Source organism: endosymbiont of unidentified scaly snail isolate Monju, assembly GCF_000801295.1.
Lineage (GTDB): Bacteria > Pseudomonadota > Gammaproteobacteria > Chromatiales > Chromatiaceae > MONJU.
The window spans coordinates 446,250-459,460 of sequence record NZ_AP012978.1 but is presented as its reverse complement, the minus strand read 5'-3'; the positions used below and the strand labels follow the sequence as shown (position 1 = coordinate 459,460).

The window sequence follows — 13,211 nt, the reverse complement described above, 5'->3', positions numbered from 1 at the left end:
AGTCCGACATTCCGTTCTTCCCTTGTTGTCCCTCGTCCTGATCGCCAGCCTGCTCGGTGGCTGTACCGCCATGGTGGTCGGTAGTGCGACCACCGGCGCGGTGGCGGCACACGACCGGCGCACCATCGGCACCTTCATCGAGGACAAGGAGATCCACATCAAGGCCCTGCGCATCCTGCACTCGGACGAGGAACTCGAACAGCTGAGCAACATCGACATCTCGGTGTACAACCTGCAGGTACTGCTCACCGGCCAGGCCGCCAACGCCGAGATCGTCGCACGCTTCGCCGACAAGGTCGCGCGCATCCCGCGCGTACGCAAGGTGTACAACGAGGTGAGCATCGGCGCCGAGAACACCTGGAGCGACGCGGCTGCCGACGCCTACCTCACCAGCCGGGTCAAGCTGGCCCTGTTCGACGTGGGCATCGAGGGCTTCGACCCGTTGCGGGTCAAGGTGGTCTCGTCCAGCGGCACCGTCTATCTGATGGGCCTGCTCTCTCCGAACGAGGCCGATGCGGTCACCGAAAAGGTCCGCTTCGTCAGTGGCGTGAAAAAGGTGGTCAAGCTGTTTGAATACCTCTGACACGCCGACCCTGTCCCGCCCGGTGCTGCGCGAACTGCGCGCACTGTTCGGCGACGACCTGCTTGCCGAACCGGCCGAACGCTGGACCTACGGCTATGACAACAGCCGCCTGCAGGCCCTGCCCGGTGCGGTCTGCTTCGCGCGCGAGCACGACCAGGTCGTCGAACTGCTGCGCTTGTGCAATCGCGAAGGGCTGTCACTGACCGCGCGCGGCCGCGGCACCGGCACCACCGGCGCCGCGGTACCGGCCGCGGGCGGTATCGTGCTGTCGCTCGAGCGCATGGACGGGACCCTGCACATCGAGGCCGACGACCGGCTGGCCGTGGTCTCGCCCGGTGTCACCAACCAGGCGCTGCAACAGGCGGCAGGCGAGCACGGCTTCTTCTGGCCGCCCGACCCCACCAGCGCCGCGGTCTGCACCATTGGCGGCAACCTCGCCTACAACTCGGCCGGCCCACGCGCGGTGAAATACGGCACCCCGCGCGAGAACACCCTGGGCCTGCTGGCGGTGACCGGCGCCGGCGAGACCCTGCGCACCGGCACCCGCACCACCAAGGGCGTGGTCGGCTACGACCTGACGCGGCTACTGATCGGCTCCGAGGGCACCCTGGCGGTCATCACGGAGGCCACGCTCAAGCTCACACCGCTGCCCGAAGCCCGACGCACCCTGCAGGCGATCTACCGCGACATCGATACGGCCGCGCTCGCCGTCTCGCGCCTGATGGCCCAGCCGGTCACCCCCTGCGCCCTGGAGTTCATGGACCGCCAGGCCATCGCCATGGTGCGCGACTATTCCGACCTCGGCCTGCCGGCCGAGGCCGGTGCCCTGCTGATGATCGAGGTGGACGGTCCGGCGGCTGCGGTCGACGCCGCCGCCGAGACCGTGCGCCACAGCGCGGCCGGCGAGGGCTGCCTGAGCGTGGAGCTTGCCGACACGCCCGAAGCGGTGGCACAGCTGTGGCGCACGCGCAAGGCGCTCTCGCCGGCGCTGCGCAACGTCGCCCCCAAGAAGATCAACGAGGACGTGGTGGTCCCTGTCTCGCGCCTGCCGGCGCTGATCACCGGCCTGGAGGCACTGTCGCGGGAACACGGCATCCCCATCGTCAACTTCGGCCACGCGGGCAACGGCAACATCCACGTCAACCTGCTGCTCGATCCCGACGACCCGCAACAGGCGGCCGCGGCCGGGACCTGCCTGGACGCGGTGTTCACCCTGGTCCTCGAGCTCGGCGGCACCCTCTCGGGCGAACACGGCATCGGCCGGGTCAAGCAGGCCTTTCTCGACCGCGAACTCTCCCCCGAGGCCCTGCGCCTGATGGCCGGCATCCGCCGCCAGTTCGACCCCAAGGGCGTGCTCAACCCCGAACTGGCACTGCAGTGAGCCGGTGCCCTGCCAGCACCGCCTGATCCCGCGCAGATCACCCGCTTACCGCCTGTGCTATAGTCCGGCCCCAAAATCCGCGGCCGGGCCGGGTAGGTCGCCCGTCGCCGACGAAGAAAATTCCAACAGGCTCCGAGGGGGTTCATCCATGTCCAAGAAGCATCCTGTCATCGCCGTCACCGGCTCTTCCGGCGCCGGCACCACCACCGTGAAGCGCGCCTTCGAGCACATTTTCACCCGCGAAGGCATCAAAGCCGCTGTCATCGAGGGGGACAGCTTCCATCGCTACGACCGCGCCGAGATGAAGGTCAAAATGGCCGAAGAGGGCCTGAGCCACTTCGGCCCCGCGGCCAACCTGTTCGACAAGCTGGCCGAAGTCTTCAAGACCTATGGCGAGACCGGCGCCGGCGAGCGCCGCTACTACCTGCACAGCGAGGAAGAGGCCGCCGAACACAACGCGCGCCTGGGCACCGACAAGAAGCCCGGCGAGTTCACCCCCTGGGAGCCCATCCCCGAGGGCACCGACCTGATGTTCTACGAGGGCCTGCACGGCCTGGTGAAAACCGACGACGTGGACGTGTCGCAGTTCGTCGATCTGGGCATCGGCGTGGTGCCGGTGGTCAACCTGGAGTGGATCCAGAAGATCCATCGCGACAATGCCGAGCGCGGCTACAGCGCCGATGCCATTGTCGACACCATCCTGCGGCGCATGCCCGACTACATCAACTACATTACCCCGCAGTTCTCGCGCACCGACATCAACTTCCAGCGCGTGGCCACGGTGGACACCTCCAACCCGTTCATCGCCCGCGACATCCCGACGCCGGACGAGAGCTTCGTGATCATCCGCTTCGCCGACCCGAAGAAGTTCGACATCGACTTCCCGTACCTGATCAACATGATCCCCAACTCCTTCATGTCGCGCCGCAACACCATCGTGGTACCCGGCGGCAAGATGGGCTACGCCATGGAGATCATCCTGGCGCCCATCATCGACCGCATGATGGAGCAGGCCAAGGCGGACTGATCACCCCATCGGTCCGACACCCGACCCCGGCCCCGCGCCGGGGTTTTTCATGTCTCCCTCGCCGATTCCGGCACCTCGGCCACCAGTGCCGCCCACAGCAGGTCCTGCAGTTCCGCCGTCGGCATCCGCAGGCAGCGCAGCAATGCCACCCCGTGCGGCGACAGGCGGCGGATGCCCCAGCGGCAGCGGCGCAGGGTCTCGTCCCGCCCTTCGCGCGCATAGTAGAGCGGCAGGTTGACCTCGAAATAGGACAGGCTGTCGGCCTCGCGCAGCCGATCGGCGCGCGCATCGCCACCGAACTCGTGGCATTCCACCAGACGGCAGGTCTCCTCGACCAGGGCCTCGTCCACTCCGCAGTCGGTCAATATCCGCCGCACCATCTCCGCGCCCCGCGCGGCATGCGCGCGCTTGAAGGCGTCGTAGTCGGCAAAGTCCTCGCGCCGCAGGCGATCGGGACGCGCGCGCTCGATATCGTGCGCCAGCGCGGCCAGTTGCAGGGCCTGATCAGCCCGGGGATCGAGGCGCAGCAGCCATTCCACGGTGTTCTCGGCATGCCGCGGATCCTCCGGTACCGGTGAACCCGCGATCACCGCGCGGATGCGTTCCCTGGCACAATCCAGCGGATCAGACATCGCGGCACACCAGCAGCCGCCGCAGCGTCTCGGCATTCATCACCAGCGCGGTCAACCACAGCACCGCCAGCGCCTGGTCCAGCAGCGCACCGACAAGGATCACGAACACCCGCACATCGCGCCCCAGGCGGAAACGCGCCCCGCCGCGCGCACGCATGCGGCCATCGTACTTGTCGGCAGTGTAGCTGAGCAGGAAGGAACCGATGATCGCCAGGAAGCCGACCACGAGCGCCCCGTCCCAGGCGGTCTCGCGCCAGGCATGCCAGGTGAGCCCGAACAGCAGGAAGGCGTCGGCATAGCGGTCGAGCACCGCGTCCAGCCAGCCGCCGTAGTCGCTCTGCCGGAACTTGAGCCGGGCGATCTCGCCGTCGCAGCCGTCGAGCGCCAGCACCCCGGCGGCGGCCAGAGCCGCCCAGCCGGGCAGAAAGAACAAACCCGCGGCCAGCAGCGACAGCGCGAAGGAAAACAACGACACCTGGTTGGGTGTCACCGAAGTGCGCACCAGCCAGCGCGACAGGCGGATCGACAGCGGCCGATTGAGCCAGCGCGCCACCGGGCCGTCTGCGGTCTTGCCACGCAGGCGATCGAACAGTGCCTGCTCGGCACGCGCCAGCGCCGCCTCGTCGTCCACGTCACACCAGAAGCGCCCGCGCACCTCGACCGCCCTGGCCCGCCCCTCGGCGGCCAGCCGGCGCACCGCGGCCGACAGGCTGGACTCGCCGTCCTCGCCTGCCCGCTCCAGTGCGTCGAACAGCGCCGGGGTACACAGGAAGACCCCGGTATCGAAGCCGTCATACGCCGCAAGCCCCTTGCCGATGGCGACGATACGCTCGCCGTCACGACGCACCCGGGTGACATCGTCGGGATCGACCAGCGGGTTGGCGAGATCCCCGTCCACCGCCAGCGTGACGCCGTCCGGTGGCGCCCCGGCCGACAGCAGATCACCGATCAGCGCGGGCTCGACCAGGTGATCCGCCATCAGCAGCAGGAAGGGTTCGCCGTCATCGAGCCGTGTTCGCGCAGCAAGCACCGAGCGGCCGTTCTCGCTGTGCTCCCAATCGGGATTGGGAACCGCCTCGATGGGCACCGACAGGCGCGCGGAGAGACCGCGTAGGAAGTCCTGCACGGCCTGCGCCCGGTGGCCGGTGACCACCACGAAACGATCCGCGCCGGCCTCGCGCGCGCTACGGATCGCCCGCTCGATCAGCGGCACACCGGCCAGTGCGAGCAGGGGCTTGGACTCAGCCCGTCGCCTGAGCCGGCTCCCTTTCCCCGCGGCCAGTATCAGGCACTTCATGCAGCTTGCCCTGGGTGTCGTTGATGAAGGCCTCCATCAGGCGATACGCCTCGTCATCGGTGACCTGACGCGGCGGATGCTTGCAGAAGTAGCTCGAAGGCGCGTGGATCACCCCGGCCAGTCCGCGCGACCGCGCCAGCTTGGCGCAGCGGATGGCGTCGATGGCCACACCCGCCGAGTTGGGCGAGTCCTCCACCGAGAGGCGCAGCTCCAGGTTCATGGGCACGTCCCCGAACAGCTTGCCCTCCATGCGGATGAAGCACAGCTTGTTGTCCTTCTGCCAGGGCACGTAGTCGCTGGGGCCGACGTGGATGTCCTCCTCGGGCAGGCGCTCGGCGGTGACCGCCTGTACCACCTCGGTCTTGGACTCCTTCTTGGAAGCCAGGCGCGCGCGGTTGAGCATGTTGAGGAAGTCGGTGTTGCCACCGGTGTTGAGCTGGTAGGTGCGCTCCAGCTTCACCCCGCGCTTGGCGAACAGGTCGGTCAACGTGCGGTGGGTGATGGTCGCGCCCACCTGAGCCTTGATGTCGTCACCGATGATGGGGATGCCGGCCTGCTCGAAGCGCGCCGCCCACTCGGGATCGGAGGCGATGAACACCGGGATGTTGTTGACGAAGGCCACCCCGGCATCCAGTGCGCACTCGGCATAGAAACGGGTTGCCTCCTCGGAGCCGACCGGCAGGTAGTTCATCAGCACCTCGGCGCCGCTCCCCTTCAGCCGCTGCACCACCTGCGCCTTGTCAGGCTCGGGCGCATCGGCCAGCACGAAGGTGCGCTCCTCGGGGTAGTCACGCATGTGCTCTGAGAAGCCGTCGAGCACCCGCCCCATCTCCACTTTCACGCCCGTCTCCGGGATGTCGGGGCAGAAGACGGTGGTGCAGTTGGGCTTTTCGAAGATGGCCTCGGACACGTCCTTGCCGACCTTGCGAGCGTCGATGTCCCAGGCCGCCACCACCTCGATATCCGAGGGACCATAGCCGCCGATCACCGGATGCATCAGCCCGATGGCCTCGGCCGGGTCCTTGTCCTGGTAATAGTGAATACCCTGGATGAGCGAACTGGCGCAGTTGCCCATCCCCACGATGGCGATCTTTATCTTGCTCATGTGCATTCAACCTCTCGAGACAAGGGAGCCCCGCCCCCGGAACGACGCGGGGACGCATCGCTCCCGATCGAAAACAGATGAAACGAGATAAATGCCGCACGAGACGTGGGTACGGTACGGCGCGGTCAGGATGGGGCCGGACTGGCCGGATTCAAGGACCCAAAAACCCTTTCGAAAATGCAGAAATCACGGGAGGGTTCCCCGCGTCGCTCCCGGAGATTGCTCGACAATTTCTGACACACAGGGGGTGACGGAAGCGGCAATGCTTCCGCCGCCTCAAACCACCATATGCCCCACGAACTTGCTGAGATTGTCGAGGATCTCGCCGCCACGGCGGAAGCCCAGGCCGCAGGCCTCGCAGGCGTGGAAGACGCCCGCCTGGTAGCGCCGTCCGGCAGCATCCTGCGGCAGTTCGACGTACTCCTGCCAGATGGCGGGGTGGTGACCGTAGGCGCCGCCGGTCTCGGCGATCACGCGCTCCTCGGCATCGAGGATGCGGGTGTTCTCGCCCTCGCGGCCGAACAGGCGTTTTTCCACCTGCGCCTTGCCGGCGAGCGGCTGGAAGCGAGTCTCGAGCAGCCAGGGGGAATCGGGAAACAGCTCGTACAGGATGGCGAGCATGCCCTTGCTCTGGAACAGCAAGGTGTAGGCGGGGTTGACGAACCGGGTGGCACCAACCCGGCTGATGTGCTGCAGGGTGGGCACCAGTTCCGGTTCCTGCGCGGGGATGTCTTCCCAGGGAAACAGCTTGAACCAGAAGTCGGCACGCTGGGCATCGCGGTTGAACACCCCCTGCCCTTCGAGAAAACCCGTCTCATGCAGGAAGCAGAAGTCGGTGAACAAGCCGGCCTCGTGAGCCACCTGTTGCAGGTAGCGCACGGTGCGTTCGTCCTCGGGCAGGCCCTCGATGCTGGAGAACAGGAACTTCTCCTGCCGGTAGTCGGCCGCGAAGTCGCCCCCCTCGCCCACCACGCAGCAACGGAAGCTCTCCTGCAGCATCTCGTGCAGGTTGTTGAACTGCCGCGCCTCGTCCAGGCCGTTGGCACGCAGCAGCGCCCATTGCACGATGGCCGTCTCGTACAGAGCGGTGGGCGTGTCCGCATTGAACTCGATCAGCTTGATCGGGCGGCCGTCGAGTCCCCCGGCGAGGTCGAAGCGACCATACAGGTGCCAATCGTCGCGCTCCCAGCTCTCCTCGATCAGCGGCACCAGCGCGGCGTCGATACCCAGCTCGGCGTAACGGCCGTGGTCGATGACATGCGACGAACATCGCGTACAGCGCATTGGCGGCCTCGTAATAGGCCTCGGCCTCGGCCTCGCTCACCTCCACCAGCTCGGGCACGAGGTAGGCGCTGCCGTCGGCATCGGTGTGCCACTGCATGCCGATGTCCTCGAGCACGGTCACCGGCAGTGGCTCGACCTTGCGGGTACGGACCATCTCAGCCGCCGAAAGAGAAGCTGCCGGGACGCGCCCCGCTGCTCCCGCGGCTGCCGAAGAAGCCGGTGCGCGGCTGCCTCGCCGTGCCGGTGCGCAGGCTGGTCGGGGGGCGGCTGGGCCGGGTGCTGTTATAGCGCTGGGTGTTCTGCTGGAAGTTGCGGTTCCGCATCAGGCTGTTGGCGAGCATGCCGCCGAGCAGCGAACCGGCGGCGGTGGCCAGCAGGACCTCGCCCAGCGACAGGCCGCCGGAAGACAGCTGCGCCCCGTCCTGCGCCAGTCGCGAGGTGCCCTGCTCCACGCGCATCGCCTCCTGCTCGGCGATGGCCTTCAGCTCATCCGGGCTGAGGAAGCGCTCGATACCGTTCAGGTCACGCAACACCACCCGCGTGGGGCCGGTGGTGGGATGCTGCTCGACCACCCGGTAGGTGTCGGGATTGCTGCCGGTCTGTTCGATGACCAGGAACCAGTTGCGGCTCTGATCCTGCAGCGCATCGGTCGACTGGGACGGCGGTTGCGGCTGCTCGCAACCGCTCAGGCCGGCCAGTACCGTCAGCCCGAGGCCGCCGGCGACCGACAGGGAAATCGCTTTCTTGATGTGTCGCATGAGGATATCCGTCGTATGGTTTCAACCAGCGATCAGGCTGATGTCGGCAGGCAGGTGGCGACGAATCGCCTCACGCATCTGCTCGACGGTGAGCCCGGCATCGGCGAGCTGTTCGGCCTGCGTGCCCTGCTCGATCCAGCGGTCGGGCAGGCCGAAGTGCAGAATGGGGATGTCGATACCGGCGGCAGCGAGGTATTCGCCAACACCTGAACCGACACCGCCGGCGACGACGTTTTCTTCGAGAGTGACCAGGAAGCGGTGCTCCTGAGCCAGTTCACGCACCAGTTCCTCGTCCAACGGCTTGACGAAGCGCATGTTGGCCACGGTGGCATCCAGCGCCTCACCCAGCGCCAGGGCGCGGTCGATCAGGGTGCCGAAGTTGAGGATGGCGATCCCCTGCCCGCGCCGGCGCAGCTCACCCTTGCCCCAGCGGAGCGTGGTCAGATCGGCGGCCGGCTCGGTGCCGATGCCCGCCCCGCGCGGATAGCGCACCAGCGCCGGGCCGGGGTGTTCCCAGGCGGTCTGCAACAAGGCACGACACTCCGCCTCATCGGCCGGAGCCAGCACCGCCATGTTGGGCACGCAACGCGCGAAGCTGAGATCGAAGATGCCTGCATGGGTGGCGCCGTCGGCGCCCACCTCACCGGCACGGTCCACGGCGAAGGTGACATCCAGGTTCTGCAGCGCCACGTCGTGCACCAGCTGGTCGTAGGCACGCTGCAGGAAGGTGGAATAGATGGCCACCACCGGCTTGATCCCCTCGCAGGCCAGGCCGGCGGCAAAGGTCACCGCGTGCTGCTCGGCGATGCCCACGTCGTGGTAACGCTCGGGGAAACGCTTGGCAAAGGCCACCAGCCCCGAGCCCTCGCACATCGCCGGGGTGATGGCCATCACCCGTTCGTCCTGCGCGGCCAGGTCGCAGATCCAGTCGGAGAACACCGAGGTGAAGCTGCGCCCCCCGGCCCTGGATTCCATCTTGCCCGTCTCGGGATTGAAGGGAGTGACACCGTGGTAGACGCAGGGGTCTCCCTCGGCGGGGGCGAAGCCACGGCCCTTCTGGGTGACCACATGCAGGAAGCGCGGGCCGTGCATCTCGCGCATGTTCTCCAGGGTGGAGACCAGCAGCGGCAGATCGTGACCGTCGATGGGGCCGATATAGGTGAAGCCCAGTTCCTCGAACAGGGTGCCGGGCATGAACATGCCCTTCATGTGTTCTTCCCAGCGGTGCGCCAGGTCCTTCATGCCGGGCACCTTGTCGAGCACCTGCTTGCTGCCCTCGCGCATGCGATTGTAGAAACGGCTGGAGAGCACCCGGGCCAGGTAGTTGCTGATCGCCCCCACCGGCGGCGAGATGGACATGTCATTGTCGTTGAGGATCACCAGCAGGTCGGCGTCGATGGACCCGGCATGATTCAGCGCCTCGAAGGCCATGCCGGCCGACAGGGCACCGTCGCCGATCACCGCGATGTGCTCACGCTCGATACCCTGGGCGCGTGCCGCCACCGCCATGCCCAGCGCCGCGCTGACGGAGGTACTGGAATGCCCGGCGCCGAAGGCGTCGTACCCGGATTCGTCACGCTTGAGAAAGCCCGACAAGCCGTCCTTCTGCCGCAGGCTGTGCATGCGCCGCCAGCGCCCGGTGAGGATCTTGTGCGGATAAGCCTGGTGCCCCACGTCCCAGACCAGGCGATCACGCGGGGTGTCGAACACGTAGTGCAGGGCCACGCTCAGCTCGACCACGCCCAGCCCGGCGGCCAAATGGCCACCGGTGCGCGAGACAGTGTCGATGAGGTAGCGCCGCACCGCACCGGCCACTTCGGGCAGGCGCGCAGGCCCCAGCCGGCGCAGGCGGTCGGGGGTCTCGACCTCGGCCAGCAGGGCCTCGATGGCTTCGCGGTCGCCCTGTGTCATGCGATGGTCCAAATCAAGCGGGAAAGCGAATTATTTTACGCCGAAACGGGCGGCGCGTCGCACCTCGCGTATCGGCACCCTCCGGATTCCCCCGCCCCGTAGACAGTCCATCAGCCCGGGGACGGACGCCCTGTCTCCCGGGGAGGGAAGTCTCGTTCACCCCCGCGGTCGGCAACCGGGGAAGGTCCCAGGCAGGGACGCAGGGGTTACAATTCCTGCCTCTCGCTCACGGTTTCCGCCCCATGACCAACGACGCCGAAATCCCGCTCACCCGCTCGCAACGCCGCGCCGCCCGGCTGGCACGACAGAAGCAGATCGAACAGCGCTACCACAAGGACCGGCAGCGCAACGTGCTGGCACAGCCCGGTCCACACACCTTCGCCTTCGTGCTCGATCATCTCAAGGCCGGCTTCAACGTACCCAAGATCTTCCGCAGCGTGCAGGCCTTTGGTGGCGCCGAGGTGCACCTGGTGAACATCGGGGTGTTCGACACCGCCCCCGCCAAGGGGGCCTTTCGCAAGGTGCCAGCCCGCTTCCACGAGACTTTCGACAGCGCCTGGACAGACCTGTGCGACCGGGATTACACCTTACTATGCCCTGACCGCCGACGGTGAACACGACCTGCGCCAGATCACGCTGGCGGAGAAAAGCGCCTTTGTGGTGGGCAACGAGGAGTTCGGCCTCAGCTTCGAGCCGACCGACTATCCGGGCATGCAGACCTTGCGCATCCCGCTGTTCGGACAGATGGAGAGCCTGAATGCCAGCGTGGCCGCGGCAATCGTGATGTACGAGTACGTCCGCCAGCACGGAAAGGATTGATGCATCTGCTGCGGATCCCCTGGCGCACCGTCCTGATCATGCTGCACCTGCTGGCAGGCGTGTTGCTGGTGCCGGTCGCCACCCGGCGCAACAGCGGGAGCCGCCGGCAGGTCGACTGGCGCATCGTCCGCTGGTGGCACCACCGGCTGCTGCGCATCCTGAACCTGCGCATCGAGGTCCACGGCGAGCCGCCCGCCCCCCCGGCCCTGGTGGTGGCCAATCACGTCTCCTGGCTAGACATCACTGTGCTCGGTTACCTGCTGCCCACGGCATTCCTGTCCAAGGCCGAGGTGCGCCGCTGGCCATTGATCGGCTGGCTGGCGATGCGCATGGGCACCCTGTTCATCCGTCGCGGCAGTGGCCAGTCGGCTCAGATCCGCGGGGCCATTGCCGAGCGCCTGCGGCACGGCAGCATGCTCGCCTTGTTTCCCGAGGGCACCACCAGCGACGGCCGCTCGGTACGTCCCTTCTTCTCGCGCCTGTTCGCCGCCGCCATCGAGGCGGGCGCACCGGTGGCCTCGGTGGCCCTGCGTTACCGGGTCGATGGCCATCACGATCCGGTGGCCCCCTATACCGGCGACCAGACCCTGCTCGCCAACCTGCTGGGGCTGCTGGGGCGCCCCGGCAGCACCATCGAGGTGCATTTTCTGCCGCTGCTGGCCTCCGCCAACAGCGACAGCAAGACCCTGGCCACGCGCGCGCGCGAGGCCATCGTCACCGTGGTGGAAGATCATGCCTGACTACCTGATCATCGGGCAGGGACTGGCCGGCAGCCTGCTGGCCTGGACGCTGATCCGTCGTGGCCAGCAGGTGCGTGTGCTCGACGACGGCCACCGCACCGCCAGCTCACGGGTCGCTGCCGGTCTGATCAACCCGCTGGCCGGCATGCGCTTCAATGCCCACCCGCGCACTGCCGACTGGCTGGCCGCCATGCACAGCACCTACGCCGCCCTCGCCCGCCAACTGGGCCAGCCTGCTTTCGTGCACACCATCCCCATGCAACGCCTGTTCCGCTCGCCCGAGCAGGTCCGCTTTTTCGATCGCCAGCGCGACAATCCGGCGGTGGCCGACTGGCTGGGCGCGCGCTTCGGATCCGGCGAAGCTGACTCCGGCATCCGCGCACCACACGGTGGCTTTCTGCAATCGCACACCGGCTACGTGGAACTGCCACGCCTGCTCGATGCCCTGCGCGACTGGCTGCACAGACAAGACGCCTGGCGGCAGGTCGCCGTCGATCTGCGCACACTGCGCATCACACCCGACGGAGTGGAACTGCACGGCGAGCGCGCCGCCCACCTGGTCTGCTGCGAGGGCTACCGGATGCGCGACAATCCCTGGTTCGACTGGCTGCCGCTGCAACCCGACCGCGGCGTGATCCAGCGCCTGGACGGACTGCACCGCCTGTGCCGGCACATCATCAACGGCGCACACTGGCTGATCCCGCTGGCCGATGGCGGTTACCGCTTCGGCGCCACCCATGCCCACCGGCGACTCGAAGGCCCGGTAAGCGAGGAAGAACGCGAGACACTGCACCTCGGCTTGCACGGGCTGCTCGAAGATCCGGCCGGGGTGACGGTGGTCGAAGAGGCCGCCGGGGTGCGCCCGGCCACCGCCGACCGCCAGTCCTTCCTGGGCACCCACCCGCGCGAGCCGCGGCTGCACCTGTTCAACGGCTTTGGCGCGCGCGGCGCCCTGAGCATTCCCTGGCATGCCGAACGCATGGCCGACTGGCTGCTCGACGGCCGCCCGCTGCCTGCCGAGACCGACATCGCCCGCCATGCCTGAGCCGCGCCGCCAACCGTTGACCGCACTCGCCCACCAGCGGCTCGCTGACGTGCTGGCGCCGGGCGATATTGCCATCGACGCCACCGCCGGCAACGGCCACGATACCCTTTTCCTCGCCCGGCAGATCACCCCCGGCGGCCGGGTGCATGCCTTCGATATCCAGCCGCAGGCGCTCGAGGCCACACAGGAGCGCCTCGCGCAGGCCGGGTTGGCCGAACGCGTGACCCTGCACCTGGCCGGGCACGAAAAGATGCGCGAGCACCTGCCCGAGGACCTGACCGGCCAGGTCGCCGCGGTGACCTTCAACCTGGGCTATCTGCCGGGCGGTGATCACGGCCTGGTCACCCGCCCGGACACCACCTTGGCCGCGCTGGTGCAGGCGAGCGCCCTGCTGCGCCCCGGCGGGCTGCTCTCGGTGCTGGTGTATCGTGGCCATGCCGGCGGGCGGGAAGAAGCCGAGGCGGTGGCCGGCTGGTTCGCGGCGCAGGCCACCCTGAGCGTCGAGGTGCACGACTCCCCCGGCCCCATCGCCTACCTGGCGCGGCGAGCAGGATGAGCCCCTGCGAAAACGGGAACCTGGCGCCCTCTCTGCGGTTTGATCAACCACAGGTTTGATCAACCACAGAGAA

General features: G+C 67.6%; 13 protein-coding genes and 1 pseudogene. 8 read left to right on the top strand and 6 right to left on the bottom strand.

The window, feature by feature from the left end:
• Positions 1-22: 22 nt before the first annotated feature.
• The 3 genes from EBS_RS02165 to EBS_RS02155 all read left to right on the top strand — a co-directional run bounded on the left by EBS_RS02165 (position 23) and on the right by EBS_RS02155 (position 2,991).
• Positions 23-583: a BON domain-containing protein gene (locus EBS_RS02165; RefSeq protein ID WP_231892832.1), complete on the top strand. Its 561-nt coding sequence runs from the start codon at positions 23-25 to the stop codon at positions 581-583.
• Positions 570-1,964 carry an FAD-binding oxidoreductase gene (locus EBS_RS02160; RefSeq protein WP_043107090.1) on the top strand — a complete coding sequence of 465 codons (1,395 nt, stop codon included), beginning with the start codon at positions 570-572 and terminating at the stop codon, positions 1,962-1,964. The genes EBS_RS02165 and EBS_RS02160 overlap by 14 nt, the downstream gene beginning before the upstream one ends.
• Positions 1,965-2,112: 148 nt before the next feature.
• Positions 2,113-2,991, top strand: a complete 879-nt coding sequence (locus tag EBS_RS02155) for a phosphoribulokinase (protein ID WP_043107089.1) — start codon at positions 2,113-2,115, stop codon at positions 2,989-2,991.
• Positions 2,992-3,038: 47 nt separating this feature from the next.
• On the opposite strand, the gene EBS_RS02150 is transcribed toward EBS_RS02155, so the two are convergent.
• The 6 genes and pseudogenes from EBS_RS02150 to dxs form a co-directional block, all read right to left on the bottom strand.
• Positions 3,039-3,623, bottom strand: coding sequence for a DUF4202 family protein (locus EBS_RS02150; RefSeq protein WP_043107087.1), 585 nt, complete (start codon positions 3,621-3,623; stop codon positions 3,039-3,041).
• A complete protein-coding gene (locus EBS_RS14175) occupies positions 3,616-4,920 on the bottom strand; it encodes an NTP transferase domain-containing protein (protein ID WP_070104707.1) in 1,305 nt (434 codons plus the stop codon). Before EBS_RS14175 ends, EBS_RS02150 begins: the two co-directional genes overlap by 8 nt.
• Positions 4,865-6,025, bottom strand: coding sequence for an inositol-3-phosphate synthase (locus tag EBS_RS02140; protein WP_043107086.1), 1,161 nt, complete (start codon positions 6,023-6,025; stop codon positions 4,865-4,867). The genes EBS_RS14175 and EBS_RS02140 overlap by 56 nt, the downstream gene beginning before the upstream one ends.
• Before the next feature lie 276 nt (positions 6,026-6,301).
• Positions 6,302-7,463, bottom strand: a pseudogene (locus tag EBS_RS02135) (glutathionylspermidine synthase family protein).
• Position 7,464: 1 nt separating this feature from the next.
• Entirely contained in the window at positions 7,465-8,067 is a 603-nt protein-coding gene (locus EBS_RS02130; RefSeq protein ID WP_043107085.1) for a hypothetical protein, read from the bottom strand.
• A gap of 21 nt (positions 8,068-8,088) precedes the next feature.
• Positions 8,089-9,978 (bottom strand): 1-deoxy-D-xylulose-5-phosphate synthase, encoded by a 1,890-nt coding sequence (dxs, locus tag EBS_RS02125; protein WP_043107084.1) that lies wholly within the window; start codon positions 9,976-9,978, stop codon positions 8,089-8,091.
• 242 nt (positions 9,979-10,220) lie between these two features.
• Here dxs and EBS_RS14470 point away from each other — a divergent pair, with 242 nt between their 5' ends.
• From EBS_RS14470 to EBS_RS02105, 5 genes are read left to right on the top strand one after another with little or no spacing between them, the layout of a single operon-like run.
• Complete coding sequence (locus EBS_RS14470; RefSeq protein ID WP_231892831.1) at positions 10,221-10,592, top strand: RNA methyltransferase; 372 nt, start codon at positions 10,221-10,223, stop codon at positions 10,590-10,592.
• A complete protein-coding gene (locus EBS_RS14465) occupies positions 10,558-10,797 on the top strand; it encodes a TrmH family RNA methyltransferase (RefSeq protein ID WP_331711264.1) in 240 nt (79 codons plus the stop codon). The genes EBS_RS14470 and EBS_RS14465 overlap by 35 nt, the downstream gene beginning before the upstream one ends.
• Positions 10,797-11,537 (top strand): lysophospholipid acyltransferase family protein, encoded by a 741-nt coding sequence (locus EBS_RS02115; protein ID WP_043107083.1) that lies wholly within the window; start codon positions 10,797-10,799, stop codon positions 11,535-11,537. Before EBS_RS14465 ends, EBS_RS02115 begins: the two co-directional genes overlap by 1 nt.
• A complete protein-coding gene (locus tag EBS_RS02110; RefSeq protein ID WP_043107082.1) occupies positions 11,530-12,582 on the top strand; it encodes an NAD(P)/FAD-dependent oxidoreductase in 1,053 nt (350 codons plus the stop codon). Before EBS_RS02115 ends, EBS_RS02110 begins: the two co-directional genes overlap by 8 nt.
• On the top strand, positions 12,575-13,138 hold the full coding sequence (locus EBS_RS02105; RefSeq protein WP_081999770.1) for a class I SAM-dependent methyltransferase: 564 nt from the start codon (positions 12,575-12,577) through the stop codon (positions 13,136-13,138). Before EBS_RS02110 ends, EBS_RS02105 begins: the two co-directional genes overlap by 8 nt.
• Positions 13,139-13,211 lie beyond the last annotated feature (73 nt).

Excerpts from the sequence above, each read along its gene's own strand:
- EBS_RS02155 (WP_043107089.1), top strand. The coding sequence starts at position 2,113 with ATGTCCAAGAAGCATCCTGTCATCGCCGTCACCGGCTCTTCCGGCGCC.
- EBS_RS02105 (WP_081999770.1), top strand. The coding sequence starts at position 12,575 with ATGCCTGAGCCGCGCCGCCAACCGTTGACCGCACTCGCCCACCAGCGG.
- EBS_RS02150 (WP_043107087.1), bottom strand. The coding sequence starts at position 3,623 with ATGTCTGATCCGCTGGATTGTGCCAGGGAACGCATCCGCGCGGTGATC.
- dxs (WP_043107084.1), bottom strand. The coding sequence starts at position 9,978 with ATGACACAGGGCGACCGCGAAGCCATCGAGGCCCTGCTGGCCGAGGTC.
- EBS_RS14175 (WP_070104707.1), bottom strand. The coding sequence starts at position 4,920 with ATGAAGTGCCTGATACTGGCCGCGGGGAAAGGGAGCCGGCTCAGGCGA.
- EBS_RS02115 (WP_043107083.1), top strand. The coding sequence starts at position 10,797 with ATGCATCTGCTGCGGATCCCCTGGCGCACCGTCCTGATCATGCTGCAC.
- EBS_RS14470 (WP_231892831.1), top strand. The coding sequence starts at position 10,221 with ATGACCAACGACGCCGAAATCCCGCTCACCCGCTCGCAACGCCGCGCC.
- EBS_RS02140 (WP_043107086.1), bottom strand. The coding sequence starts at position 6,025 with ATGAGCAAGATAAAGATCGCCATCGTGGGGATGGGCAACTGCGCCAGT.
- EBS_RS02110 (WP_043107082.1), top strand. The coding sequence starts at position 11,530 with ATGCCTGACTACCTGATCATCGGGCAGGGACTGGCCGGCAGCCTGCTG.
- EBS_RS02130 (WP_043107085.1), bottom strand. The coding sequence starts at position 8,067 with ATGCGACACATCAAGAAAGCGATTTCCCTGTCGGTCGCCGGCGGCCTC.